Raw genomic sequence first — 24,866 nt, forward strand, 5'->3', positions numbered from 1 at the left:
TTTAGATATAAAAAAAATCCCAAACAACAATCTTACAATTGTTGTTTGGGATTTTCAATAAGTTGAAGGTTACTATTTAATTTCTTCCTCTTCTTTTTTTACAGCAGGAGCAGGTTGATCGTCTTTAGCAGCGTTTTTGAATTCCTTGATTCCGCTTCCTAAACCTTTCATTAATTCTGGAATTTTTTTACCTCCAAAAAGTAATATCACAATACCTACTATAACAAGGATTTCTGTAAGACCTAATCTTCCCATGGTTGTATATTTAATGCCGAAGCAAATTAATTCTTAATTTTGACGCAAAGTTATATAGAATATACGAACAACAAGAGGTTTTGGATTAAAAATTTATTTTTTAGAGCGTTAAATATTTTATAAAATGATTAAATTAATGCGCCAGTCCATTTTTGTCTGATATTATCAAGACGATTAATTATTATATTTGCGAGTATATCTTACAACAAATGGCTACGAAAAAACGTAATTTAAGGAAAAAGTTATATACCAAAAACAGATTGGTAATTTTGAACGAAGATACCTTTGAAGAGATTTTTTCATTTAAATTAACCTTAATGAATGTGTTTGTAGTTTTTTCTTTAGGTGGAATATTCTTAATATTGGTTACTACTTTTATTATTGCTTTTACGCCATTACGAGAATTTATTCCGGGATATTCTTCTACCCAGTTAAAAAAGAATGCGACACAATTAGCCATAAAATCTGATTCTCTGACTGTCGCTTTAAGAAAAAATGAAGCTTATATAAACGGAATTCAAAAAGTACTGAGAGGTGAATTAGAATATGCAAAATTCAATAAAGATTCTATTTTATCTGAAACAGAAGAAACGCCGCATCTTAACATGAAAGCTTCTGAAGAAGAAATTAAATTGAGAGAAGAAGTAGATACTATAGAACAGTCAATTAAGAAAACGGGAAATAAAAATAAAAAAGACAAAAAATAAGCCACATAAAATGTCAATCAAATCAGTAGCAGCAAAATTATTTGCCGGCAAAATATACCATCAAACTAAATCCTGGGCGAATAAACCTGTTGAAACTCAATTGGCAGTATTTAAGAGTTTAATTAAAACTGCAAAAGATACAGAGTTTGGTGTTGATCATCATTTTGACAAAATAAAAACATACGAAGATTTTAGAAAAAATGTCCCTGTTCGTGATTACGAAGATTTAAAAACCTACATAGACAAAGTTAGAACCGGTGACAAGGATATTCTCTGGAAAGGAAAGCCACTTTATTTTGCCAAAACATCAGGAACAACATCAGGAGCAAAATATATTCCGCTAACGAAAGAATCAATGCCAACGCACGTAAATGCAGCGCGAAATGCTATTCTGCATTATATTAATGAAACCGGAAATGCGGATTTTGTGGATGGAAAAATGATTTTTTTGCAGGGAAGTCCTATTTTAACTGAAAAATACGGAATTAAATTTGGAAGACTTTCGGGAATTGTAGCCCATTTTGTTCCTAAATATTTGCAGAAAAACCGAATGCCTTCGTGGGAAACGAATTGTATTGAAGATTGGGATACAAAAGTAAATGCAATTGTAGACGAAACGATTAAAGAAGATATGTCTGTCATTTCCGGAATTCCGTCCTGGGTTCAAATGTATTTTGAGCGTTTACAGGAAAAAAGCGGAGGAAAAAAGATAAGCGAGATTTTTAAAAACTTTAATTTGTTTATTTATGGCGGTGTTAATTATGAACCGTATCGCGCCAAATTTGAACAAATGATTGGTAAAAAAGTCGACAGTATTGAATTATTTCCTGCCTCAGAAGGATTTTTTGCCTATCAGGATTCTCAAAAAGAAAAGGGAATGTTGTTGCTTTTGAATTCTGGAATTTTCTACGAATTCATTAAATCGGATGAATTTTTTACCGAAAATCCAAAAAGATATACCATTGGAGAAGTAGAAATGGGCGTTAATTATGCTTTGATTATTTCGACAAACGCCGGACTTTGGGGTTATAATATTGGTGATACCGTTCAGTTTACATCGTTGTTACCGCATCGTGTCATTGTTTCGGGCCGAATTAAACATTTTATTTCTGCTTTTGGAGAACATGTTATTGCTAATGAAGTCGAAAAGGCGATTAAAGAAGCAACGGAAGGAACTCAAACGATTATAAACGAATTTACAGTAGCGCCACAAATTAATCCGTCAAGCGGATTGCCTTATCATGAATGGTTTGTAGAATTTGAAAGCGAACCTGAAAACATGGAAACATTCGCAGAAGCAATTGATGATTCGATGCGAAAACAAAACATTTATTACGATGATTTAATCACCGGAAATGTTTTAAGAAAAGTGATTGTAACCAAAGTTTCTAAAAACGGATTTCAGGATTACATGAAATCACAGGGAAAATTAGGCGGACAAAATAAAATTCCAAGATTATCGAATGACAGAAAAATTGCCGATAATTTGAAATAGAGAATAGTAATTGATGAAATATAAATATCATTTAAGACCAGGTTATAAATCTCAAAATCTGCTAATTGAGATATTCACGGGAGTTGAAGATGAATATTTTCTAACAGATTTATTAGATTCAATTGCAGCCATAAATCCAAAAGTGAATAAGGTTGATGATCTTTGGATGAACGATGAAATTTTGATGGATGTCAATTCAGATCTTGGATCATTTTTGATTTCAAAAGACATTTGGGATTTTGCTTTTATCATGTCAGACCATAATCAGGAATGTATTCAACAAATAAATTTTCTATTATCAGAAAACAAAAATTTTCAAAAAATAGAAGTCGATTTTGAAAATTATAAATAGCAATACTATATCTGTTGCAGATTATTTTAAGTAAAAAAAACTAATATAAATTTTTCTTCTTAAGTTTTAAATTGCAGAAAATAAATCACTTACAATAAAATTATATTCTAATAACACTTTAGTAATAACGATGTTTTGCGGAGTTAACAGTTTAAATTCCTATTTTCGCTAAAATTAATAATACTCAGATTAATCTTCTAAAACCGAAGATTTTTAAAATATAAGCATGAAAGAAACCAAACATATATCAAGATCAAGAGCGCAGGAATCATCTGCAGCGATAGAAAGAATGTACATTACAATGCGTCACTTATTCAACCGTGGTTTTTATAAGCCAATGGGAGTTTCGGGTGATGGTTTACGCGAATCATTACTGGCTTTGCGTCCTGAAATTTACGGAAATATAGGTGAAGAAAAAGTAGAACTTAACGGACTTTTGTATGTAATAGAACGTCTTCCGATAGGAATTGAACAATGTCGTTTTATTAATTTAACTTCGGATGAAGGATATTCTAAATCACATTTTCAGGCAATTGTTCCTCCAAAAAGAAGAAGAAATTGTTACCGAATTGATGAGGAACAAATGAATGTTGAAATCACTCGCGGGCGATCTGATATTTATGATATTTTGACGCATTTGACTTTTATTTTTATCGAATCGCATAAAATAAAAAGCAGGGTTTTACTAGACGATGGCGGCGAAGTTTCGCGTGATTGGATGAAATTAGAACAAGCTGTATTGCAGACTAAAAAGCTTTCTCAAATAGAAAAAGAAAAAGCTATTTCGCATGTCGCCAATATTTTAGGAAGAACATTTGAAGAAGTTTTAGATATTTATGACGCTTTCGGATCTGAAAATGCTCCGGATCGTTTTTTACACGTTATTTATTGGTTAGGAAAGTTAGCGATCGAAGAAATGATCGACAATAATAAACGAACAATCACTTTTAGTCCGGTTTTAAGAGAACGTCTTGGACACCACATTCACGGTGAAATTTGGGCAACAAATATCAAAGAAGTTTTAAAAGCAAATGATCTTTTAAAACGTCCAATTCATGTGATAAGTGCGAATATGCACAGTGTGATGAACTCGATTTTTGCAACGCCGTTACTAAACAATAAGTTCAAGGATAAATCTGATTTCTTTATTTATGAAGAATTAAGCAAATCCGGCGCGAAGGAAATTAGAGCTCAGGTTGAAGAACTTGCCCTGAAAAACGGAATGATTTCGTTACCGGATAGTTCAGGAACAAATATCGATGTTCAGATTTTTGATACGGCTAAAATTGACTGGTCAAAAACATCATTTTCATACGCGAATATTGATGAAGAAAAACCTGTAATTGTTGTAATGGATTATGCTTTTGGCGAACAGGCTTACGAAACCATCGATGAACTTTTGAAACCGTATAAAAAAGATACTTTACTAAATGTAAAATCAGTTTCGATAATGGGAAAAGCCGGAATTCTGGAAGGTGGAAAAGGAGATATCATGATTCCGACTGCACATATAAATGAAGGAACCGCAGATAATTATTTCTTCGAAAATGAATTGAAAGGCGACATGTTTGAAGGAAATGATATTGCAGTCTTTGAAGGTGCAATGGTAACCGTTTTAGGAACATCATTGCAAAACAGAGATTTACTAAAATTCTTTCACGAGTCGACCTGGGGAGTAATTGGTCTTGAAATGGAAGGATCTTATTATCAAAAAGCAATACAATCGGCATCAAAAATTAGAAAAAGCGTGCCGCACGATGTTAAGGTTCGTTATGCTTATTATGCTTCAGATAATCCATTAGAAACCGGAAGCACATTGGCTTCTGGCGGTTTAGGAACGACTGGTGTAAAACCAACGTATTTGATTACCATTAAAATTTTGGAACAGATTTTCAACGTAAAATAAAAGCATAAATGAGTACAAAAGTACCCCAAAATACCACAGATCAGGAAATTGATATTTTTGATATTTCGAAAAGTATAAGCAGTTTTATAGAAAGAACAAATGTTTTTATTTTTCGCATTATCCATTTTTTTGTTCGCAACTGGATTTTAGTTTTGATTTTGGCTGGTCTTGGTTTTGGTCTTGGTTTATATTTAGATACTAGTAAAAAATCATATAAAAATCAAATTATTGTAACTCCTAATTTTGGAAGTGTTGATTATTTGTACTCAAAAATTGATTTAATTGAAGCAAAAATTTTAGCAGGCGACACTGTTTTTTTGAAAAATGTTGTTGGTTTTTCACATCCAAAAGCAATCAAAAAAATAGAAATTAAACCAATTTCAGATGCTTTTAAATTTGTAGAAGATAAAGAACAAAATTTTGAGCTTCTTAAACTAATGGCTGATGACGGCGATATAAATAAAGTTTTAGTCGATAATGTTACGAGTAAAAACTATACGTTTCATACCATTTCTATTGTTTCAAATGAACTTACTGATGAAAACAAATTTATTAAGCCATTATTAAAATATCTAAATAGTTCTGAATACTATAATGCTGTTCAAAAAATTGGTTTTAAAAATCTTGAACAGTTAATTGCTCAAAATGACACCATTATTGCCCAAATAGATCATGTATTAGATGGTTTTACAAATACTGTAAAAAATACACCTAAAAATGACAAACTCGTTTATTATAATGAAAACACGCAATTAAATGACATTATAAAAACAAAACAGTATTTAGTTACAGAACAAGGAAAGAACAGATTAAAACTAGTTGGTTTTGACCGTACAATTAAAGAAATAAGTTCCACACTAAATATAAAAAACACACAATCTCTAAGTGGAAAATTAAAATTCATTTTGCCTGTTTTGTTTATCATGATGTTTGCTTTTATTTATCTTTTTAAAGGTTTTTACAGAAAACAATCTCAAAGAAACCTTTAGAATTAAAGCTAAAAAAATGTTTAAAAATAAATTTGCTGAAACTATTGTTGCAAATAAAAGGCATATTAATTCTTCCTTTTTTTTGTTTTTGATCAATTTCATCAACTTTGTTTATCCGCTTTTGATTTCGCCTGTAATTATAAAAAAATGTGGGCTTGAAGGTTTTGGTTTAGTGATTCTCTTTCAGTCAATTTTCATTTTTATAGCCTCAATAACAGATTATGGATTTAATATTAATGGCACAAGAGAAATAACATTAAATCAAAATAAAAATGAATTTGTAAACCGTCATTTTTTTGTTATTGGTTATACAAAAGGCGTTTTGTTGGTTTTAGCTCTTTTACTTTCGATATTGATTTACAGTATTTTACCAAAGGCAAATGAATATTCAACACTATATTTTTTATCTCTGGTTATTTTAATAGGAAGAGCTTTTAATCCTTTATGGATTTTAAGATCAATACATAAAATCAAGTATTTTTTTTACTTTTTTATTCTTTTCAAAATAGTAAGTTTTGTAATAATCTGTTTTTTTTTAGATGATGAAAGTAACTTGTATCTGGTGAATTTAACGATTGGATTATCTGATTTTTTCACGTGTTTATTATCAATCGTCGTTTTGTTTTTTAACATGAAATGGCATTTTTACAAACCAGATATCACGGCTATAAAAAACGAAATTATAACCGGTTTTAGCATTTTTATTCAGGTCATTTCAATTAATGCAAACGCATATCTTAATCCGGTGATTTTGGGTTTATTTGTAAATGAATATGCTTTGGGAATTTATTGCGTGGTCGAAAAAATCATTTTGGTTGTGAAGTTTTGTGGCTCGTTTGTAATTCAGAGTATTTTTCCAAAAGCTTGCGAAGTAGCAGCAAAAAGTATTTTTAGCTATAAGATTTTTTCTCGAAAAATATTTCTTTTTTTATTGGTTTCAATGATTTTAGCGGGCATATTTTTAACTGCTTTTTCAGATTTGGTAGTTTCTTATTTTTTAAAAACGAATCGATTAGTTTGTAGTGAATTTTTAATTTATAATGCGTGGATTCCTTTTGTAGTAGCTTTAAATATGGTTCCGTATATGACATTTATGGTTTTTGGAAAACAAAAAAACATTACTTCAATTATGATATTTTCTGTGATATTGAATGTTGTTATAAATGCAATTCTGTCAAAATATTATGGAATCTATGGTATGGCCACAGGAATTTACATAACAGAAATTTTTATTTCAATATCTTTATGGGCAATTTTAATACTTAAATTCCCAAATCTTAATTTTATGAATAATGACAAATAAGCTTAATATTGGTTGCGGTAATGATATTAAGGAAGGGTTTGTAAATTTAGATATTACACAATTACCTGGTGTTGATGTTGTTTGCGATATTGAAAATAATCCATTGCCATTTGATGATAATTTTTTTGAATATATTTTATGTACAGATGTTTTAGAACACGTTGAATATATTAAGGTTTTAAAGGAGATTTACCGAGTTTTAAAACCCGGTGGAATTGTAGAAATTAGAGTTCCTCATTTTACATCGAGCAATAATTTTATTGATCCTACACATAAAAAAATGTTTTCGTTTCGAACTTTTAGTTTTTTTGCAAATAACATCAAATACAATCGAAATTATTATTTTGACTTTCAGTTTAGTGAGGTTGTCTATTCTAAGATTACCTTTATTAGTAAAAACCCAATCAACTGGCCTTTTATGATTTGGGTAAATATCAACAGTACCACCAGAAAAATTTACGAAGAAACGTTCTTTCGTAGTATCGCTCCGGCATTTAATGTTGAGGTTCAGTTAAAAAAATAAAAGACTTTATTTATAAATCGATTTTAGTAAAAGTGAAAATAAATACCAATAATCTTAAATTGATTTTGACAGTCTGTTTGATTACATTTTGTATTCAAACGCCTGATGTCAAGTTAGGATTTGTAAAAATTTCAGAGATTTTATTATTAGCTATTGCACCTTTTCTTTTTATAAAACCGATCAATAAATTTATATTCTATTTTCTTATTTTTTTTACCATTGAAGCCATTTTGGGTCTTTTGATTACATCAACACACCATTTTGAAATTCTCGGACCATCAAAATTTAAAGCGCCATATATTATAACTGTTGGTCGATATTTTGAGTTAATTGCCTGCATAAGTTTATGCGTTTTAAGCTTTCGATTATTCAAAAAAAATCCCCAGGAATCAAAAAAAATCCTTGACTATTTAGTGAATTGGAATGTTGCTATTACGGCTTTTTTCTTTTTGATTTTTTTAATCGTTAAATTTGGCTTATTGCCTGCACAGCAAAGTATTATTATTTACGACACAAATAGATTACGCGGACTTTATAATGAAGGAGGGCCTTTTGGGTTAATGTTGTCTTTTATTTTTATACTTACCTTTTTTCAGGAAAACACACGTCAAAGGCTTTTTAAACAAATATTTTTATTTATAATCATTGCTTTTTGTGCCAGATCTAAAGCCGGAATTTTATTTGTTGTGGTTTGGATTGCATTATATAATTTCGAAATTTTAAAAAACAAATTACGGGCATTTGTAATTCCTTTAATCCTTGTTTTCTCAATTGGATTTTATTTTCTCTTCATTAACGTTAGTTATATGTATTTTAATGAGTTTAACAGAATAAAACTATCTATTAAGGAACGCCCAACAGATATTAATTTAATTTTAGGAAGAGTTTCAGGAGTTTATATTGTGCCTAAAATGGTCGAAGATCATCCGTTTTTAGGAATAGGAATGGGAAATTATCCCTTATTAAGAAATAATGCAGAATACAGATCTATTTTCCCAAAACCGCCAAAAGAATCCATTGACATTGACGCACATGGTTTTGGTGGAATTATAGATATTATTGTAGAAATGGGATTTGTTGGTTTTTTCTTTTTTATGTTTATTATTTACGGTTTATGTCAGGAAATAAAAACATTTAATAAAGGAATAGTTTTGGTTTTGGGTTTTTTATTGATTTACTGTTTTGGAGTACAAATTTACTTTTTATATCCATGGGTATTATTGGCTATTATCTTGGCCTACAGAAATAATTATATAGATGAAATTAGTAATTGATATTCGGTTGATAAATTCGTCTGGAATTGGGACATATTTAAAAAATATAATTCCGGGAATTTTGAATGCATTTGATGAGGTTTCTGTTCTAGGAAATACTGCAGAAATTCAACTTTTTGATTGGAGTAAAAACGTTGAAATAATAGAATTTAATGCGGATATTTATTCCATAAAGGAACAAATTCAATATCCGTTTGTAGTTCCAAAATGTGATATATTGTGGTGTCCACATTTTAACGCACCAATCTTTTCTGTCAAAGCAAATAAAATTGTAACAACAATTCATGACGTTTATCATTTGAGTAATAATGCTTCAATTTCTTATCTAAAGAAAAATTACGCTAAAATTTTATTTCAAAATGCAGTCAGAAAATCCAAAATGATATTTACAGTTTCAGAATTTTCAAAATCTGAAATTTTAAAATATACTGCTGTAAAATCTGAAAAATTAAAAGTGGTTTATTGTGGAGTAAATAAATTGCTATTCAGGAATTCGAAAAAACAAAGCAATTTAAAACTGCCTGAAAATTACATTTTGTATGTTGGAAATATAAAACCACATAAAAATCTGATTGTTTTATTAAAAGCATATGCAAGTTTTTCTGAAGAATTTAGACTAAAATATCCATTGGCTCTTGTTGGAAAAAAAGATGGTTTTCTAACAGAAGATAACCAAATCCAAAATTTTATAATCAGTAATAATTTGCAGAAACATATTACATTTACAGGTTATATTGAAGATTCTGAAATTCCAAAAATCTATCACGAAGCAAGATTATTTGTTTTTCCGTCTTTGTATGAAGGTTTTGGATTACCAATTTTAGAAGCACTTGCTTCTCAAACAAAAGTAATAAGTTCAAATGCAGCAAGTTTACCCGAAGTAGGTGGTGAAGCAGTTCTTTATTTTGATCCAAATAATTATTTAGAACTTGCAGAAATAATCAAAAATAATATTGAAGATTCGCCGAGGGATGAATTTTTATTGACCCAAGGCGAAAAACAGTTAGAAAAATTTACCTGGGAAGAATCAGTAGAAGAACATTTAAAAGCATTAAAAGAATTAAAATGAAACAATTTATTTTAAAATATAATTCTTCCGTTTTATACTTTTTTCTATTAGCAATAGCACTTTTTCCTGTTTTACCAATGGGAGTAGAAAGTGTTTTAATGTTTAGCGGATTTCTATTTTCACTTCTTTATTTTATTGTTGAGGGTAAAAATTTCTGGACAAAAGAAAAAACAATTCAATTGGTTTTATTTTCATCATTATTTTTAATTTTCATTTTTTCTTTACTTTATACAAAAGATATTCAGAGGGGAATTAAATTTATAATAAGGCTTTTACCCACTATTTTATTTCCGGCTATTTTTTTATTCAATGAAAAAAAAATTATAAATATTGATCGTTTCAATAAAATAACCAGTGTTTATTGTGGCGCAATATTGCTCGCACTTATCTACTTGAATATTGTTTTGTTTCAGGAATTATATGTTTCCAGCGTTAAATTTTGGGATTTTAGACAGCTTATTGAAATAAAAACAAAAGTACATGGAACTTATTTGGCAATGTGGGTAGGTTTTGCAATTGTACTTCTTATATATAAAATTAAAAATGAAATTTGGTCAGAAAAAAAGTATTTTACAATTTTTCTGATGTTGATTATTATTGGTTATTTTTTTTATTGGCAATATGTTATTGGTTCCAGAATGCCTTTTTTGGCAACTATAATAGTTTGCTTTTTTTGCCTTTTTAAAAATATAAAACAAATGGTTTTCGCTGCCATTTTATTAGTTGTTTTAAGTGCAGTTTTAGTTTTAAAGTTGGATCGAATTGGCGAAAGATTTGGTAAATTAAAAAATTATGACTTCTCTTTTCCTGAAGGGAAATACGAAGATAATTATCCCAATATAAGTAACGAGCAAATTAGGAACGGAATTTATTTTTGCAGCTATGAAACCCTAAAACAAGAGCCTTTTTTTGGTTATGGTGTTGGCGATGTAGATGCCGAATTGCAATCTTGTTATGATAATACTTTTACTAATACTGATACATATAAGGTAACCAACTATAATTCGCACAATGAGTATTTAAACATAATTTTGTCAGCAGGAATTATTGGACTTATTTTGTTTTTGCTCTCTAATTTTTATTTTATAAGAAAAGCGGTTAACAAAAAATCAGGTATTTATATCTCATTTATTTCTTTTATTTTTCTAAATTTTTGTTTTGAAAATATTTTAAGCAGGCACGATGGTGTTATTTTTTTTAGTTTTTTTAATTCCTTACTTTTTTTTCAATACAACAATTTAAATGAAAAAAGCACTAATTAACGATTGGTATTATGTAAATGGAGGTGCCGAAAAGGTAATTCATTCTCTTAACTCCATTTGGGATGATTTTGATCATTTTGCATTGATTGATTTTTTAAATGATGATGATCGAAATTTTATACTTAATGGAAAAAAAGCACAAACAAGTTTCATTCAAAAATTGCCTACAGCAAAGCAAAACCATCGTAAATTTTTGCAATTATTTCCATTAGCGATTGAACAGTTTGATTTAAGTAGATATGATTTAATAATCAGTTCCTCATCTTCTGTAGCAAAAGGAATTCGAAGAAACAAAAAACAATTACATATTTGCTATTGTCATTCGCCTATGCGTTATGTGTGGGATTTGCAAGAACAATATTTACAGGATGCAGGATTAAATAAAGGTTTAAAAGGCTTGTACGCTAAATATGTTTTAAACAAAATTAAAAAATGGGATATTGAAAACTCTGAAAATGTTGATTTTTTTATTGCCAATTCTAATTATGTCGCCCAAAGAATAAAGCGAATTTATAATAGAGAATCAACTCTAATTTATCCTCCGGTTGATGTTGATTTTTTTCAGTTAGAAGAACAAAAAGAGGATTATTATTTTACATCCTCACGTTTAGTTTCCTATAAAAAAGTTCAGTTAATTGTAGAAACATTTAATGAACTACCTCATTTAAAACTAATTGTTGGAGGCGATGGACCAGAATTTCAAAAATTAAAAAAAACAGCAAATAGTAATATTGAATTTGTTGGTTTTGTTAATTATGAAAAGCTTAAAAATTTATTACAAAAAGCAAAAGCATTTGTTTTTGCAGCCGAAGAAGATTTCGGAATAATTCCCGTTGAAGCACAAGCTTGTGGAACTCCTGTTATTGCTTTTGGAAAAGGCGGAGCTTTAGAAACTGTTCTTGAAAATCAGACAGGTGTTTTTTTTGAAGAACAATCGATTCAAAAATTAAAAGAAGCTATAAGTGCTTTTGAAAAATTAGAATTTGATCCAAAAAAAATACGAGAACATGCGACTAAATTTTCGAAGCAACGATTTGAAATTGAAATTAAAACTTTTGTTGAAAATAAATTTAAGGAACATATAGCTCTTTTTGATAAAGATAAATTTTAAAAAACCATATAAATACTTCCTTCGAATTCTTCAAAAAGATGCACAATTTACTAAACAGGAGTTTTAGGCAACATTTTAAAATATTGTTAAATTTTAGGTTAAATGTTTTTATTAAATAAATCTATTAGAAGAAAAAAAAATATATTTTTACAAGATTAACCTTATAACCTTTCAGCATGAAAAAAATATTTTTATTGTTAACACTTTCAATTTCAGCAATAAGTTTTTCCCAAATTTATACACCTTATGGTATAACATACGCTACAACAAATTCCAGTACAACAAGCAACATTGGAATTGCTGTTACTGACCCAAACGAAAAATTAACAATTGATGGAAATATAAACCTGATAAACCCGCCAAATGTGACTCGTAAAATTGGATTTACAACATCTGATAGTTTTTCAAATTCACAAACAAATAATATGTCAATTGCTACGTATGGGATGACTTTCGGTAGATTTGATAATACTAGTTCATCACCAACAATTTCATTATCTGGTTGGAATGGAGTTAATTTTTATACTAATAGTACAGAAAGGATGAAGATTAGTGGTGCTGGAAAAGTAGGAATTGATGTAGCAACATTTCCAACAAATTCTCTATACCAAAACTATAAACTTTTTGTAAGAGGAGGTATTTTAACAGATGAGGTGCGTGTTAGTTTAAGTGCAAATGGCACTTGGGCAGATTATGTATTCTTGGATAATTATAAATTAATGCCTTTATCTGAAGTAGAAACTTTCATATTTAACAATAAACATTTACCAAACGTTCCTTCTGCGAAACAAGTACAGGAAGACGGAATTAATGTAGCAGATATGATTAGAATTCAGCAAGAAAAAATCGAGGAGCTTACACTTTATTTGATTGAACAAAACAAAAAGATTGAAGCTTTAGAAGCAAAAATTAAGAGTAAAAAGTAATTCTAACAAAACAATAATGTTAACAAAAGGACAATAATTTGTTTTTAAAGTGTTATAAAACTGTCTAATTAATTTTAGACAGTTTTTTTTTAGAATTGTTTTTATAATTTTCAAATCAGTTACATTTGCGATGTATAAATAACCATTATGAAAAGAATACTTATTACCGGAGCAGCGGGTTTTTTAGGATCACACTTATGCGATCGATTTATCAAAGAAGGTTATTATGTTATTGGTATGGATAATTTGATAACCGGCGATCTAAAAAACATTGAGCATTTATTCAAGTTAGAACACTTTGAATTTTACCATCATGACATCACTAAATTTGTTCATGTTCCGGGTGATTTAGACTATATATTACATTTTGCTTCGCCGGCAAGTCCAATTGATTATTTAAAAATTCCTATTCAGACTTTAAAAGTGGGATCTTTAGGGACACATAATTTGTTGGGTTTAGCCCGAGTTAAAAAAGCAAGAATTTTGATCGCTTCAACTTCTGAAGTTTACGGAGATCCATTAGTTCACCCACAAACAGAAGAATACTACGGAAACGTAAATACAATAGGTCCGCGTGGCGTTTATGACGAAGCAAAACGTTTTCAGGAATCCATAACAATGGCATATCATACTTTTCATGGTGTAGAAACCAGAATCGTGCGTATTTTTAATACCTACGGTCCAAGAATGCGACTAAACGACGGACGTGTAATTCCTGCATTTATTGGTCAGGCACTTCGTGGTGAAGATTTAACTATTTTTGGAGACGGAATGCAAACCCGTTCTTTCTGTTACGTTGATGATCAGGTTGAAGGTATTTTCAGGTTATTACATTCTAATTATGTGTATCCTGTAAATATTGGAAATCCGGATGAAATCACAATTAAGGATTTTGCCGAAGAAATCATAAAACTTACAGGGACAAATCAGAAAGTGGTGTATCATCCTTTGCCAATAAACGATCCGTTGCAACGTCAGCCGGATACAACCAAAGCAAAGGAATTATTGGGTTGGGAAGCAAAAGTGAGTCGTTCTGAAGGAATGAAAATTACATACGATTATTTTAGATCACTTTCAAAAGAAGAACTTTCAAAAGAAGAGCATAAAGATTTTTCGAGTTACATAAAATAAAATACCATAGGAAAAAGTAATTCATAAAGCTATTTTAAATCAGGATAGTAAAATGATTTTTTACAGCAACTAAAATGACAGTAATTCAAACAGGAAGATACTCAAAATATATCAGGCCAATTAGTATATTAATCGACCTTACAGTAATTACTGCAGTGAGCTTTTTTGTGTTTAAAGGACTTGTTGCAAAAATCCTGTTTTTTATTTTGTACCAATATATTGGTTGGGGTTTATTAGCTTTTTCAATTCAGTTTTATGATGTTTATCGTTTTACGACTCCAATAGAAATTGCGTCAAAAATACTTAGACAAGGAATTTTGTTTCTTCTGGTTGTGATAGCTTTTTTCCCTTTTTCGAGAATGACAGTTTTTCGGGAATCATCAATTATACAATTTATTTCGCTTGTAATTATATTTGTAGCTATTTTTAAATTCTCTTTGTTTTTTTATTTAAAAAAATATAGAATAACAACAGGCAGCAACTATAGAAATGCTGTTATCATTGGATTTACTCCGGAAGCAATTCGTTTAAAAAATCTTTTTGAAAACAGAAAAGATTACGGATATCGTTTTCTCGGATATTTTTCAGACAAACGAACAAGTGAAGGTATTACAGGAAAATTATCAGACCTTAAACCTTTTGTAATTGAAAATGCCGTAGATGAAATTTATTGTTCCCTGAACGAAGTTTCAAATAGTTACTTAAAAGATTTGATTGAGTTTGCTGACGAGAATAAAAAAACTATAAAATTTATTCCAGACACAAAAGAGATTTTTTCGAAGAATTTAAAAATAGATTATTACGATTTTTTTCCGGTACTTTCATTAAAGCAAACCATGCTTAATGAACCGGCAATACAAATATTGAAACGCTCTTTTGATATAGTTTTCTCCATTTTAATAATAGTTTTTGTATTATCGTGGCTAGTTCCATTGTTGGCTGTTTTGATAAAATTAGAATCTAAAGGGCCTGTTTTTTTTACGCAGGGAAGACCGGGATTTGGTGAAAATGAATTTATGTGCTATAAATTTCGCTCTATGCGAATTAATACCACCACAGAACAGGAAGCATCAAAAAACGATCCGCGTGTTACATCCATAGGCAGGTTTATGCGAAAAACGAGTATTGACGAACTCCCACAGTTTATCAATGTTTTGATGGGAGAGATGTCAGTTGTTGGCCCAAGGCCGCATCTTTGGTCACAAAACAAAGAATACGGAAACAAGGTAAAAAAATACATGATTCGTCACTGTGTTAAACCAGGAATCACAGGTTTAGCCCAGGTAAGCGGTTTTAGAGGCGAAATCACAGCGGAAAGAGACATGATAAACCGAATAAAATTTGATGTTTTTTATATCGAAAACTGGTCTCTTATTTTAGATTTGAAAATAATTTTTCAAACAGTAATCAATATTTTTAAAGGCGATAAAAAAGCATATTAATGAATGAATTAGTTTCGATTATAACGCCAACTTTTAATGCCGAAAAATACATTCGTGCAACAATAGAATCTGTACAAAATCAAAGTTATCAAAATTGGGAAATGATTTTGGTTGATGATGCGTCAACGGATCAAACACTTTTCATTATTAAGGAATTTGCAGAGAATGATAATCGCATAAAATTAACCGAATTATCTAAAAATTCCGGAAATGGTTTTGCAAGAAATGTAGCTTTAGAAAAAGCCACTGGAAAATATATTGCGTATTTAGATGCCGATGATTTATGGTTTCCGATGAAATTAGAAAAGCAGATTACGTTTTTAAAAACAAACAATTTACCATTCACATTCAGCTTTTATGATTGTATTGATGAAGAAGGAAATAATTTAAACAGGCGAGTAGAAGCACCAGTTAACTTAACTTATAATCAATTATTTTTCTGCAATTATGTTGGCAATTTAACCGCCATTTACGATGCAGATTTTTTTGGAAAAATTACTTTAGAAGCCACACAAAAAAGACAAGACTGGCGATTGTGGCTTACAATCTTAAAAAAAATCAAAAAAACAAAACCAGTTCCTGAACCTTTAGCTTTTTACAGAATAAGAAAAGATTCTATTTCGTCCTCAAAATTCAAATTGATCAAACACAATTTTGGCGTTTATAGAGATTTTCACGGTTTTAATTTCGTGAGTTCTGTTTTCTTAATGATCCGATTTTTATATACTCAGTTGATTATAAAACCAAAATATATAAAGAACAAATAATTCTCAATCTTTAAGGTCGCAATTTGCGACCTTAAAGAATCTCGTTCAAAATTGGAGGTCACAATTTGTGACCTCCAATTTTCAAAATCTGATTATTCAGTCAAACACAATATCTTCTTAAAACTTGAAGTCACAAATTGTGACCTCAAGTTTCTAAGGTCACAATTTGTGACCTTAAACGATTATTATTTTTTATATCCAATTTTAACTCTTTCGCTTTCATCTTCCTTTTTCTCTGTCAATTCATCTAAATAAGAAAAAACCAATTCAATATTTTTATCATGATTTTCTAACTTCTTCTGAATCTGCAGAATATCAACTTTAATTTCTGTTGTATCCAAAAGCATTTGTCTCACTTTCGTGAAAATACGCATGATTTGAATATTGGTTTGAATTGCTTTATCGCTTTTCAGAACGCTTGATAACATAAGAACTCCATGTTCTGTGAAAGCGAAAGGCAGATATTTTAAGTTCGATCCTCTACCATTCTTCAAGGTCACAATTTGTGACCTTGAAGAATTATGCTCTAGTTTAGTAAGTTCAAACATGAAATCTTCCGGAAATCGGGATAAATTTCTTTTAACGGCTTGTTTTAATACTTTCGTTTCTATTCCATAAAGCAAAGCTAAATCGCTATCAAGCATCACTTTTTGACCGCGGATAAAATATATTTTGTTTGAAATTGTTTCTTCAGAAAGTAAAGATTGATCGTCCATGAGTTTTTAAATAAAAAACAAATGTAAGATTTTATTTATATTTACAAATACGATTTAAACTGTTTTAATTTCCCGCGATTGGTTCTTTCTAAGACTGTTTTTCGAGTAAAGCTGAAATTTAAATTGGGTTCAAGATACAATGCAATTGCGGCTTCTATTTTCTGAATTTGATCTGAAACTAATTCTTTTTCAGAAACATATTCGATTTCAAAAGTGTCTAATTGCGTTTGTTTGATGATAAATTCTTTGACATTTCCGTCATCTTCAATTATGCTTTTGGTAACATAATAAAAGGTCAATCCAGGTGATTTTTTTCCGCTTGGTAAAATGGCAACATCATTAGTTCTGCCAATTAGTTTTTTGAGAATTGGCTTTTGAGGCGTACTTTTTTCGTCTAAAATTCCAATATCGCCAATTTCATATCTTATAAAAGGATTTGCTTTATTAAATAAAGAAGTAATCACGATTCGGCCTTCTTCTCCGTAAGGGAGAACGTTATTATTTTCGTCTAAAATTTCAACAAAAAGGGTTTCAGCGTTAACCTGCCATTCTCCATTTGGATTTTCAAAAGCAATCAAATCAAGTTCTGATGCGCCATATTCGTTGATAATCGGAATTGCGAATTGTTTTTCCAAAAGCTTTTTATCCGATTCGAAAAGCATTTCTGAAGTAACAAAACAGGCTTTGAAGTTTGGGCAAACTTCTTTTAATATGATATTTTTCTTTTCTAAATATTTGGCAAATAAAACAATCGAACTCGTATATCCATTGATATAATCGAATTTTTTCGTTTTAAATTTCTTGAGGAATTTTTCCAGAATTTCATCAGATAAATCAAAAACCGGAAAACGAAAACGTCCGCTCAAAAAATCCTTAAAACGTTCTTTTTGATATCCAATAAAATCCATCGGAATACCATAAAAACGTGCCTGATATGAATGATTAAAATCAATCCCAAACCAGCCAAAACGCATAATATTCGATGCCCAGGTTAAAGCATGGGAATATTTATCTTTCGCAAAAACAAAAGGAGTTCCGCTTGATCCGGATGTTTTGTTGAGGTAAATATTTTTTAAAGTATAGCCTTTCGAGAGTCTTTGTTCTAAAGGTTTTTGAAGATTTTGTTTATTTAGAATTGGCAAATCTTCCCATTTCACATCTGTTTTATTTCCGACTAATTCCTGATAAAATGAATTATTCTTTAAATGAAAATCAACAATTTCTTTTTTTTTAGTTTTAAGGAAAACGGAGTATTCTTCTTCAGATAAATTCACGATTTTACTCAATTCAGTTTTCGCTTCCTTTATTGGAAAGCCATTTAATTTTAAGGAAAGATCAAAAAGTGAAATCATTTGAGACTAAATTTTCACCAAAAATAATATTATCCCGTTAGTAACAGAGAAGAATCACGAACTTTTTAAGATTTAATTATTTTTTACGTACAAAAGCAATTATTTTTGCACCACAACTAAATACAACTATAACATGACAATTTTACTATTGGGATCAGGCGGAAGAGAACATGCTTTTGCGTGGAAAATGATTCAGAGTCCGCTTTGCGAAAAACTTTTTGTTGCACCAGGAAATGCGGGAACGGCTGCAATTGCTACAAACGTTGCAATGTCTCCAACCGATTTTGATGCAATTAAAACATTTGTATTGCAGGAAAATGTAAAAATGGTGGTTGTTGGACCAGAAGATCCTTTGGTAAAAGGGATTTACGATTATTTTAAAAATGACGAAAGTTTACAGCATATTCCGGTTATCGGACCATCAAAATTAGGCGCTCAACTTGAAGGAAGTAAAGAGTTTGCTAAAGAATTCCTGATGAAACACAACATTCCAACTGCTGCTTACGACAGTTTTACTGCCGAAACTGTAGAAAAAGGATGTGATTTCTTAGAAACATTACAAGCTCCATACGTTTTAAAAGCAGACGGTTTAGCTGCCGGAAAAGGAGTTTTGATTATTCAGGATCTGGAAGAAGCAAAAACAGAATTGAGAAACATGTTGGTTCATGAAAAATTTGGAGCTGCGAGTTCAAAAGTAGTGATCGAAGAATTTTTGGACGGAATAGAATTGAGCTGTTTCGTTTTAACGGATGGAAAAAGTTATAAAATTCTTCCAACAGCAAAAGATTACAAAAGAATTGGCGAAGGCGATACAGGATTAAACACAGGCGGAATGGGAGCAGTTTCTCCAGTTCCTTACGTAGATGCTGTTTTGATGGAAAAAATTGAAACACGTATCGTAAAACCAACAATCGAAGGTTTCCAGAAAGACGGAATCGAATATAAAGGTTTTGTATTTATTGGTTTAATCAATGTAAAAAATGAACCAATAGTTATTGAATACAATGTAAGAATGGGTGATCCCGAAACTGAAGTTGTAGTGCCAAGATTAGAATCTGATTTGGTTGAATTATTCTTATCAGTTGCAAATCAGGAATTAGATACTTTCGAATTAAAAGTTGATCCAAGAAGCGCGACTACAATTATGGTAGTTTCCGGCGGATATCCTGAGGATTTTGAAAAAGGAAAAGTGATTACCGGATTAGAAAATATTACAGATTCTATAGTTTTTCACGCGGGAACAAAATTAGATGGCGAAAATGTCGTTAGTAATGGAGGACGTGTATTAACAATTACCTCTTATGGGGACGATTTTCAACAGGCCATAAAAAAATCTTACCAAAATATAGATAAACTAAATTTTGATAAGATGTATTTTAGAAAAGATATTGGCTTCGACTTACTTTAAAAAAGAGTGAGCAGTAGTATCTTGATTTTCTGTTCCGGCGTCATCAAAAATGCGTAATTGTTTAATCCAATAAACGATTGCGCATGCGCAGATGATCATAAAAATCCAGTTAATTGTATTTGCACCAAACCATGTAATAAGTTCTAAGTGACGTAAAAAGTCAAGTGGAGCAAATAAAATGTTAACGAATAAGTATTGTATTCCTTCAAAAAAAGCTGTCATAATTTATAAAATTATATGTTATTTATTGTTGTGTAACGCATTGAAAACAAATTCAGATTATAGAATCTTTTTTCAACTTGTTGGTTTTCCTTTTTAAACAAGTATTATATTTACAATCACAAAAGTATAAAATATCCTTATGATAACAAGTGTTTTTAGAAAATCTACGCCATTAAATTATTCATTGGTCGTAATTTTAATACTGGTTTTCTTTTTTCTGTTTGAATTTCAGGAACCTTCATGGATGAGTTCTTCATTTTTGGCGTTTCAAAAGATGAGCTTATTATGCTTTTTATTTGCGTCTTTTTTTCTGATAAATTTCATCGTAAAAAAGAACGGACTCAGTAAAGACAATGGTTACGCGATATTTTTTTACTTATTGTTTCTGCTGTTTTTCCCCACAATATTCAATAATGCAAATGTAATATATGCCAATTTTTTTATTTTGCTGGCGCTTCGAAGGCTGATTTCTTTGCAGTCATTAAAAGCTTCAAAAGAGAAAATATTTGATGCTTCTTTTTGGATTTTAATAGCTTCTTTATTTCAATTTTGGTGTATTCTTTTCCTGATATTGGTTTTTATCTCGATTATTTTCCACGTTTCACGCGATTATAGAAACTGGGTTTTGCCATTTATAGCACTTATGGCGGTTGCTGTAATTTTTTTATTGATCTCTTTAATCTTCCATATTGATGCTATTGGCTTTTTTGAAAAACGCGCTGTTGTCAATTTCAACATTGATTATTTTAAAAATAATTACGAAAACGGAGCTCTTTCAATATATGTTGCTGTCGCTTTATTTTTTGTGGTTTCGATGTTAATGACTTTTTCAAACAGGCCTCAAATTGTTCATTCGTCATACAAAAAAATTATAGCGTGCTTTTTTATAGCGGCTTTTGTTTACATTATTTCGCCAGATAAAAGCAACGATTTATTGCTGTTTAGCATCGCACCTTTAACCATGATGGCAGCAAGTTATGTAGAATATGTACAGCAAAAATTAAACAGCGAAGTGGTATTTTATACTTTGATTGCGTGTAGTTTATTTACTTTTTTTACACAATTATAGTTTACTTCCGTACGCAAGATCACCGGCATCACCAAGTCCGGGAACAATGTAATTTTTATCATTTAGTTTTTCATCCAGAGAAGCAATCCATAAATGACAATTTTCAGGCAGGTTTTTCTCCAGATAAGCCACTCCTTCCGGAGCTGCAATAACTACGACGATATGAATTTCGTTTGGAGTAGCATTCTGAACCAGTTTTTCATGAACGGCAACTATAGATTGTCCGGTTGCCAACATTGGATCCAGAAGTAAAACGGTTTTGTTATTAATATCTGAAACGGCTTGATATTCAACCCGAATTTCAAATTCATGATCATTATTTGGATGGTATCTGCAAGCCGAAACAAAGCTGTTTTCAGCATGATCAAAATAATTCAAAAAGCCGTTATGAAGCGGTAATCCGGCTCTTAAGATCGAACATAAAACCAAATCGTCACTTATTTGAGTCGTTTTTTTAATGCCAAGCGGCGTTTGAATTTCTACATTTTTATACGACAAATCCTTGCTTAATTCATAAGCCATAATTTCGCCAATTCTTTCAATATTTCTTCGAAAACGCATACTGTCGTTCTGAACATTTGTGTTTCTGATTTGACCTAAAAAATGATTTAGCACGCTATTATTTTCAGAGATATAATGAATTTTCATGATGAATATTTAAAATTATAATTACAATCCTAACAAAAACGAAAAATTTCTACTTTTTTTCGGACTATAAAAGTATAAAAAGTATCTTTGTTACTCTAAAAAATAAAGACATGTTTTCAAAATTAGCATATTCTGTTTTCGAACAAAGCATTAAAGATTATCACCAGTTTGATAACGTTGATCAACCGATAAACAATCCATATCCAAAAGATAAATTCGAACATTTATTATATTTAAAAAACTGGATTGATACTGTTCAATGGCATTTTGAAGATATTATTCGTGATCCGCAAATTGATCCGGTTGCTGCATTAACTTTAAAAAGAAGAATTGATGCTTCAAACCAGGAACGTACTGATATGGTGGAATATATCGATAGTTATTTTTTACAGAAATACAGCGATGTAAAAGCAAAAGATGGCGCAAAAATCAATTCTGAAAGTCCGGCCTGGGCTTTTGACAGATTGTCTATTTTGGCTTTAAAAATTTATCACATGCAGGAAGAAGCAACTCGTGCAGAAGCTTCTCAGGAACACAGAGATAAATGTCAGGAAAAATTAAATATCCTTTTGGAGCAAAGAACTGACTTGTCAACAGCGATTGACGATTTGCTGGCAGATATCGAAAGTGGAGAAAAATTCATGAAAGTGTACAAACAAATGAAAATGTACAACGACGATGAATTGAATCCGGTTTTATACCAAAATAAAAAATAATTGGCAGAATTGTCCAATAAAATTAAGCATATAGCCGTCATGAGACTTTCCGCAATGGGAGATGTCGCCATGACGGTTCCTGTTTTACGCGCTTTTGTAAAACAGTACCCGGAGGTGAAACTGACTGTAATTTCGCGTCCGTTTTTTAAACCATTTTTTGACGGAATTCCGAATCTTGATTTTTTTGCTTTTGATGAAAAAGAACGTCACAAAGGTTTTTCAGGACTTTTACGATTATTTCAGGATGTCAAAAAACTAAAAATTGACGCTTTTGCAGATCTTCATAATGTTTTAAGATCTAAAATTGTGAGTTTGCTTTTCGCTTTAAGCGGAAAAAAAAGAACTACAGTTGATAAAGGAAGAGAAGGAAAAAAAGAATTAACAAGATCAGAAAACAAGATTTTTAAGCAATTGCCAACGATGTTCGAAAGGCATGTAAAGGTATTTGAAGAAATTGGTTTTCCAGTAGATTTATCTCATCCTGAATTTCCTGAAAAGGCAAATTTGAGCCCGGATATTTTAGAAATTATTGGTGATCAAAATCAAAAATTAATTGGTATTGCACCTTTTGCACAATATGATTCTAAAGTTTATCCAATAGATTTAATGACGGAAGTTATCGCACTTTTGGCACAAAATTCAACGTATAAAATTTTGCTTTTTGGTGGAGGAAAAAAAGAAAGCGAAATCCTGGATTCACTTTCAAAACCATTTGAAAATGTAATCAATATGGCTGGAAAAATTAAGTTTCAGCAGGAATTACAATTAATAAGCAATCTTGACGTCATGCTTTCTATGGATTCCGGAAATGCTCATATTGCTGCCATGTTAGGAGTAAAAGTCATTACACTTTGGGGCGCAACACATCCTTATGCAGGATTTTTGCCATTCAACCAAAGTTTAGAAAATGCTTTAACTTCAAATCGAAATCAATATCCAAAACTGCCAACATCGGTTTACGGAAATAAAATTGTGGAAGGTTATGAAGATGCAATGAGAAGTATTTCCCCAGAGGAAATTGTAAAGAAGATCCAAATGTCTTTGTAAATTATAGCTTTTATTGAATTTTTCAGACTTTTTAATTCAAATGGCTTTATCTTTGAGTTTTTAGAAAATTGATATTCGTTATGGAACAGAAAATACATCAAGGAAGAAACGTAAAACGCTTCAGAGAAATGCTTGGTATTAAACAAGAAGCATTGGCTTTTGATTTGGGAAATGACTGGAATCAGAAGAAAATTTCTATGCTGGAACAAAAAGATGTAATTGACGATGATATACTTGATCAAATCTCACATGCATTAAAAATTCCTGTAGAAGCTTTTCAGAATTTTGATGAGGAACAAGCGGTAAATATCATATCTAATACGTTTAATATTGAAAAAGATGCTTATATAGGGAACGCTAAGCCTGTATTCAACATCAATCCATTGGACGAATTAAAAAAACTTCATGAAGAAAAGATTGCCTTGTATGAAAGGATGTTGAAGGAGAAAGATGAAATGATGGCAAGGCTTGAAAAACTAATCAATAAATAATTTCGGACTATTCCATTATTTTGTCATTTCTGGTTCGAAATAAAAAACTCCAATAAAAAAATTCCAATTGTCAAATTGGAATTTTTTTTACAAATCATAAATCAAGAATAAGATATCCCATTGCTTTCTTTTTATTTCTATCCACTACGATCTTAACAAAATGATTTTCTTTTTCAGTAGAAAGTAAAATGTGTTCAAAATCTTCAGTTGAATTTCTGTAAACTTTATGGACCAATTCAGATTCTTTAATTTTTTTTGATAAAATTTTGGCGGCTTTTAGTTTACTTACATACGGCCAAATATTAAAAAAACTGTCATTAGAGATTGATATTTCTTTCATTCCACCAATTTTTGAAGCACTATACTTTTCTTCTGAAATTAGTTTAGGGGCTTTTTTGTTTCTTCTTTTTTTAATGATGAAGTAAATGCAAACACAAGAAGTTACTACAAAAAGCAGTATAAAAGTGAGACGGAGATAATGATGCATTGCCATAATATTAAGTGTTTAAAAACGGTTTGACAATTATAGATAGCTTTATAAAACTTGTTTTTAGAAAAAAAGAAGAGTGAATAAGCTTAATTTAAAGTACTAATATAATAAAATTAAAGCATTGTTTTTAAATAATCTTTAAAAAACCGAAGGCTTTTTTATGTATTATTCAGAGTGTTTTTTAAATTAAAGTCC

26 protein-coding genes are annotated in these 24,866 nt (G+C 30.4%); 20 read left to right on the plus strand and 6 right to left on the minus strand.

The window, feature by feature from the left end; translation table 11 throughout:
* Window positions 1-72 precede the first annotated feature (72 nt).
* The gene (locus AC3QL1_RS05145) at window positions 73-255 is read right to left on the minus strand and encodes a Sec-independent protein translocase subunit TatA/TatB (protein ID WP_115844692.1); all 183 of its coding nucleotides are present in this window, start codon (window positions 253-255) and stop codon (window positions 73-75) included.
* Between the two features lie 209 nt (window positions 256-464).
* On the opposite strand from AC3QL1_RS05145, the gene AC3QL1_RS05150 reads away from it, so the two are divergent.
* The 15 genes from AC3QL1_RS05150 (at window position 465) to AC3QL1_RS05220 (ending at window position 16,512) form a co-directional block, all read left to right on the plus strand.
* Entirely contained in the window at window positions 465-962 is a 498-nt protein-coding gene (locus AC3QL1_RS05150) for a peptidase (protein WP_492495681.1), read from the plus strand.
* Between the two features lie 10 nt (window positions 963-972).
* The gene (locus AC3QL1_RS05155) at window positions 973-2,457 is read left to right on the plus strand and encodes a GH3 auxin-responsive promoter family protein (RefSeq protein WP_492495683.1); all 1,485 of its coding nucleotides are present in this window, start codon (window positions 973-975) and stop codon (window positions 2,455-2,457) included.
* A 13-nt stretch (window positions 2,458-2,470) separates the two neighbouring features.
* A complete protein-coding gene (locus tag AC3QL1_RS05160) occupies window positions 2,471-2,809 on the plus strand; it encodes a hypothetical protein (RefSeq protein WP_492495684.1) in 339 nt (112 codons plus the stop codon).
* Between the two features lie 226 nt (window positions 2,810-3,035).
* On the plus strand, window positions 3,036-4,715 hold the full coding sequence (locus AC3QL1_RS05165; protein ID WP_492495686.1) for a DUF6909 family protein: 1,680 nt from the start codon (window positions 3,036-3,038) through the stop codon (window positions 4,713-4,715).
* 8 nt (window positions 4,716-4,723) lie between these two features.
* Window positions 4,724-5,704 carry a hypothetical protein gene (locus tag AC3QL1_RS05170; RefSeq protein ID WP_492495687.1) on the plus strand — a complete coding sequence of 327 codons (981 nt, stop codon included), beginning with the start codon at window positions 4,724-4,726 and terminating at the stop codon, window positions 5,702-5,704.
* 16 nt (window positions 5,705-5,720) lie between these two features.
* Complete coding sequence (locus AC3QL1_RS05175) at window positions 5,721-7,007, plus strand: oligosaccharide flippase family protein (RefSeq protein ID WP_492495689.1); 1,287 nt, start codon at window positions 5,721-5,723, stop codon at window positions 7,005-7,007.
* The gene (locus tag AC3QL1_RS05180) at window positions 6,997-7,530 is read left to right on the plus strand and encodes a class I SAM-dependent methyltransferase (protein ID WP_492495691.1); all 534 of its coding nucleotides are present in this window, start codon (window positions 6,997-6,999) and stop codon (window positions 7,528-7,530) included. The genes AC3QL1_RS05175 and AC3QL1_RS05180 overlap by 11 nt, the downstream gene beginning before the upstream one ends.
* A gap of 32 nt (window positions 7,531-7,562) precedes the next feature.
* Window positions 7,563-8,804: an O-antigen ligase family protein gene (locus AC3QL1_RS05185; protein WP_492495693.1), complete on the plus strand. Its 1,242-nt coding sequence runs from the start codon at window positions 7,563-7,565 to the stop codon at window positions 8,802-8,804.
* On the plus strand, window positions 8,788-9,873 hold the full coding sequence (locus AC3QL1_RS05190; RefSeq protein ID WP_492495694.1) for a glycosyltransferase family 4 protein: 1,086 nt from the start codon (window positions 8,788-8,790) through the stop codon (window positions 9,871-9,873). The genes AC3QL1_RS05185 and AC3QL1_RS05190 overlap by 17 nt, the downstream gene beginning before the upstream one ends.
* On the plus strand, window positions 9,870-11,135 hold the full coding sequence (locus AC3QL1_RS05195; RefSeq protein WP_492495696.1) for an O-antigen ligase family protein: 1,266 nt from the start codon (window positions 9,870-9,872) through the stop codon (window positions 11,133-11,135). The genes AC3QL1_RS05190 and AC3QL1_RS05195 overlap by 4 nt, the downstream gene beginning before the upstream one ends.
* Complete coding sequence (locus tag AC3QL1_RS05200) at window positions 11,116-12,246, plus strand: glycosyltransferase (RefSeq protein ID WP_492495698.1); 1,131 nt, start codon at window positions 11,116-11,118, stop codon at window positions 12,244-12,246. The genes AC3QL1_RS05195 and AC3QL1_RS05200 overlap by 20 nt, the downstream gene beginning before the upstream one ends.
* A 176-nt stretch (window positions 12,247-12,422) precedes the next feature.
* Window positions 12,423-13,172 (plus strand): hypothetical protein, encoded by a 750-nt coding sequence (locus tag AC3QL1_RS05205; RefSeq protein WP_492495700.1) that lies wholly within the window; start codon window positions 12,423-12,425, stop codon window positions 13,170-13,172.
* Between the two features lie 147 nt (window positions 13,173-13,319).
* Window positions 13,320-14,303, plus strand: a complete 984-nt coding sequence (locus AC3QL1_RS05210) for a UDP-glucuronic acid decarboxylase family protein (protein WP_492495701.1) — start codon at window positions 13,320-13,322, stop codon at window positions 14,301-14,303.
* 74 nt (window positions 14,304-14,377) lie between these two features.
* Window positions 14,378-15,745 (plus strand): undecaprenyl-phosphate glucose phosphotransferase, encoded by a 1,368-nt coding sequence (locus AC3QL1_RS05215; protein WP_492495702.1) that lies wholly within the window; start codon window positions 14,378-14,380, stop codon window positions 15,743-15,745.
* Window positions 15,745-16,512 carry a glycosyltransferase family 2 protein gene (locus tag AC3QL1_RS05220; RefSeq protein WP_492495704.1) on the plus strand — a complete coding sequence of 256 codons (768 nt, stop codon included), beginning with the start codon at window positions 15,745-15,747 and terminating at the stop codon, window positions 16,510-16,512. Before AC3QL1_RS05215 ends, AC3QL1_RS05220 begins: the two co-directional genes overlap by 1 nt.
* A 185-nt stretch (window positions 16,513-16,697) precedes the next feature.
* On the opposite strand, the gene AC3QL1_RS05225 is transcribed toward AC3QL1_RS05220, so the two are convergent.
* Window positions 16,698-17,228: an ORF6N domain-containing protein gene (locus AC3QL1_RS05225; protein WP_492495706.1), complete on the minus strand. Its 531-nt coding sequence runs from the start codon at window positions 17,226-17,228 to the stop codon at window positions 16,698-16,700.
* Between the two features lie 41 nt (window positions 17,229-17,269).
* Window positions 17,270-18,580 carry a phenylacetate--CoA ligase family protein gene (locus tag AC3QL1_RS05230; protein ID WP_492495708.1) on the minus strand — a complete coding sequence of 437 codons (1,311 nt, stop codon included), beginning with the start codon at window positions 18,578-18,580 and terminating at the stop codon, window positions 17,270-17,272.
* A 133-nt stretch (window positions 18,581-18,713) separates the two neighbouring features.
* Here AC3QL1_RS05230 and purD point away from each other — a divergent pair, with 133 nt between their 5' ends.
* Window positions 18,714-19,988: a phosphoribosylamine--glycine ligase gene (gene purD, locus AC3QL1_RS05235; RefSeq protein WP_492495710.1), complete on the plus strand. Its 1,275-nt coding sequence runs from the start codon at window positions 18,714-18,716 to the stop codon at window positions 19,986-19,988.
* Here the strand turns inward: purD and AC3QL1_RS05240 are convergent.
* On the minus strand, window positions 19,980-20,210 hold the full coding sequence (locus tag AC3QL1_RS05240; RefSeq protein WP_041519835.1) for a DUF6341 family protein: 231 nt from the start codon (window positions 20,208-20,210) through the stop codon (window positions 19,980-19,982). The two genes, purD and AC3QL1_RS05240, sit on opposite strands and share 9 nt — an antisense overlap.
* 139 nt (window positions 20,211-20,349) lie before the next feature.
* Between AC3QL1_RS05240 and AC3QL1_RS05245 the strand changes: the two genes are divergently transcribed.
* Window positions 20,350-21,279: a DUF6427 family protein gene (locus AC3QL1_RS05245; RefSeq protein ID WP_492495712.1), complete on the plus strand. Its 930-nt coding sequence runs from the start codon at window positions 20,350-20,352 to the stop codon at window positions 21,277-21,279.
* Here the strand turns inward: AC3QL1_RS05245 and upp are convergent.
* Window positions 21,274-21,927, minus strand: coding sequence for a uracil phosphoribosyltransferase (gene upp / locus AC3QL1_RS05250; RefSeq protein ID WP_492495714.1), 654 nt, complete (start codon window positions 21,925-21,927; stop codon window positions 21,274-21,276). The two genes, AC3QL1_RS05245 and upp, sit on opposite strands and share 6 nt — an antisense overlap.
* 110 nt (window positions 21,928-22,037) lie before the next feature.
* Between upp and AC3QL1_RS05255 the strand changes: the two genes are divergently transcribed.
* The 3 genes from AC3QL1_RS05255 to AC3QL1_RS05265 all read left to right on the plus strand — a co-directional run bounded on the left by AC3QL1_RS05255 (window position 22,038) and on the right by AC3QL1_RS05265 (window position 24,181).
* Window positions 22,038-22,643, plus strand: coding sequence for a DUF4254 domain-containing protein (locus tag AC3QL1_RS05255; protein WP_492495716.1), 606 nt, complete (start codon window positions 22,038-22,040; stop codon window positions 22,641-22,643).
* A gap of 39 nt (window positions 22,644-22,682) precedes the next feature.
* Window positions 22,683-23,690: a glycosyltransferase family 9 protein gene (locus AC3QL1_RS05260; RefSeq protein ID WP_492495717.1), complete on the plus strand. Its 1,008-nt coding sequence runs from the start codon at window positions 22,683-22,685 to the stop codon at window positions 23,688-23,690.
* Window positions 23,691-23,770: 80 nt separating this feature from the next.
* The gene (locus AC3QL1_RS05265; protein ID WP_492495719.1) at window positions 23,771-24,181 is read left to right on the plus strand and encodes a helix-turn-helix domain-containing protein; all 411 of its coding nucleotides are present in this window, start codon (window positions 23,771-23,773) and stop codon (window positions 24,179-24,181) included.
* 94 nt (window positions 24,182-24,275) lie between these two features.
* Here AC3QL1_RS05265 and AC3QL1_RS05270 read toward each other — a convergent pair whose 3' ends face one another.
* Window positions 24,276-24,521, minus strand: coding sequence for a hypothetical protein (locus tag AC3QL1_RS05270; protein ID WP_492495720.1), 246 nt, complete (start codon window positions 24,519-24,521; stop codon window positions 24,276-24,278).
* Window positions 24,522-24,866 lie beyond the last annotated feature (345 nt).

The sequence above is a fragment of the Flavobacterium sp. GW823-FHT04A11 genome, assembly GCF_058796535.1.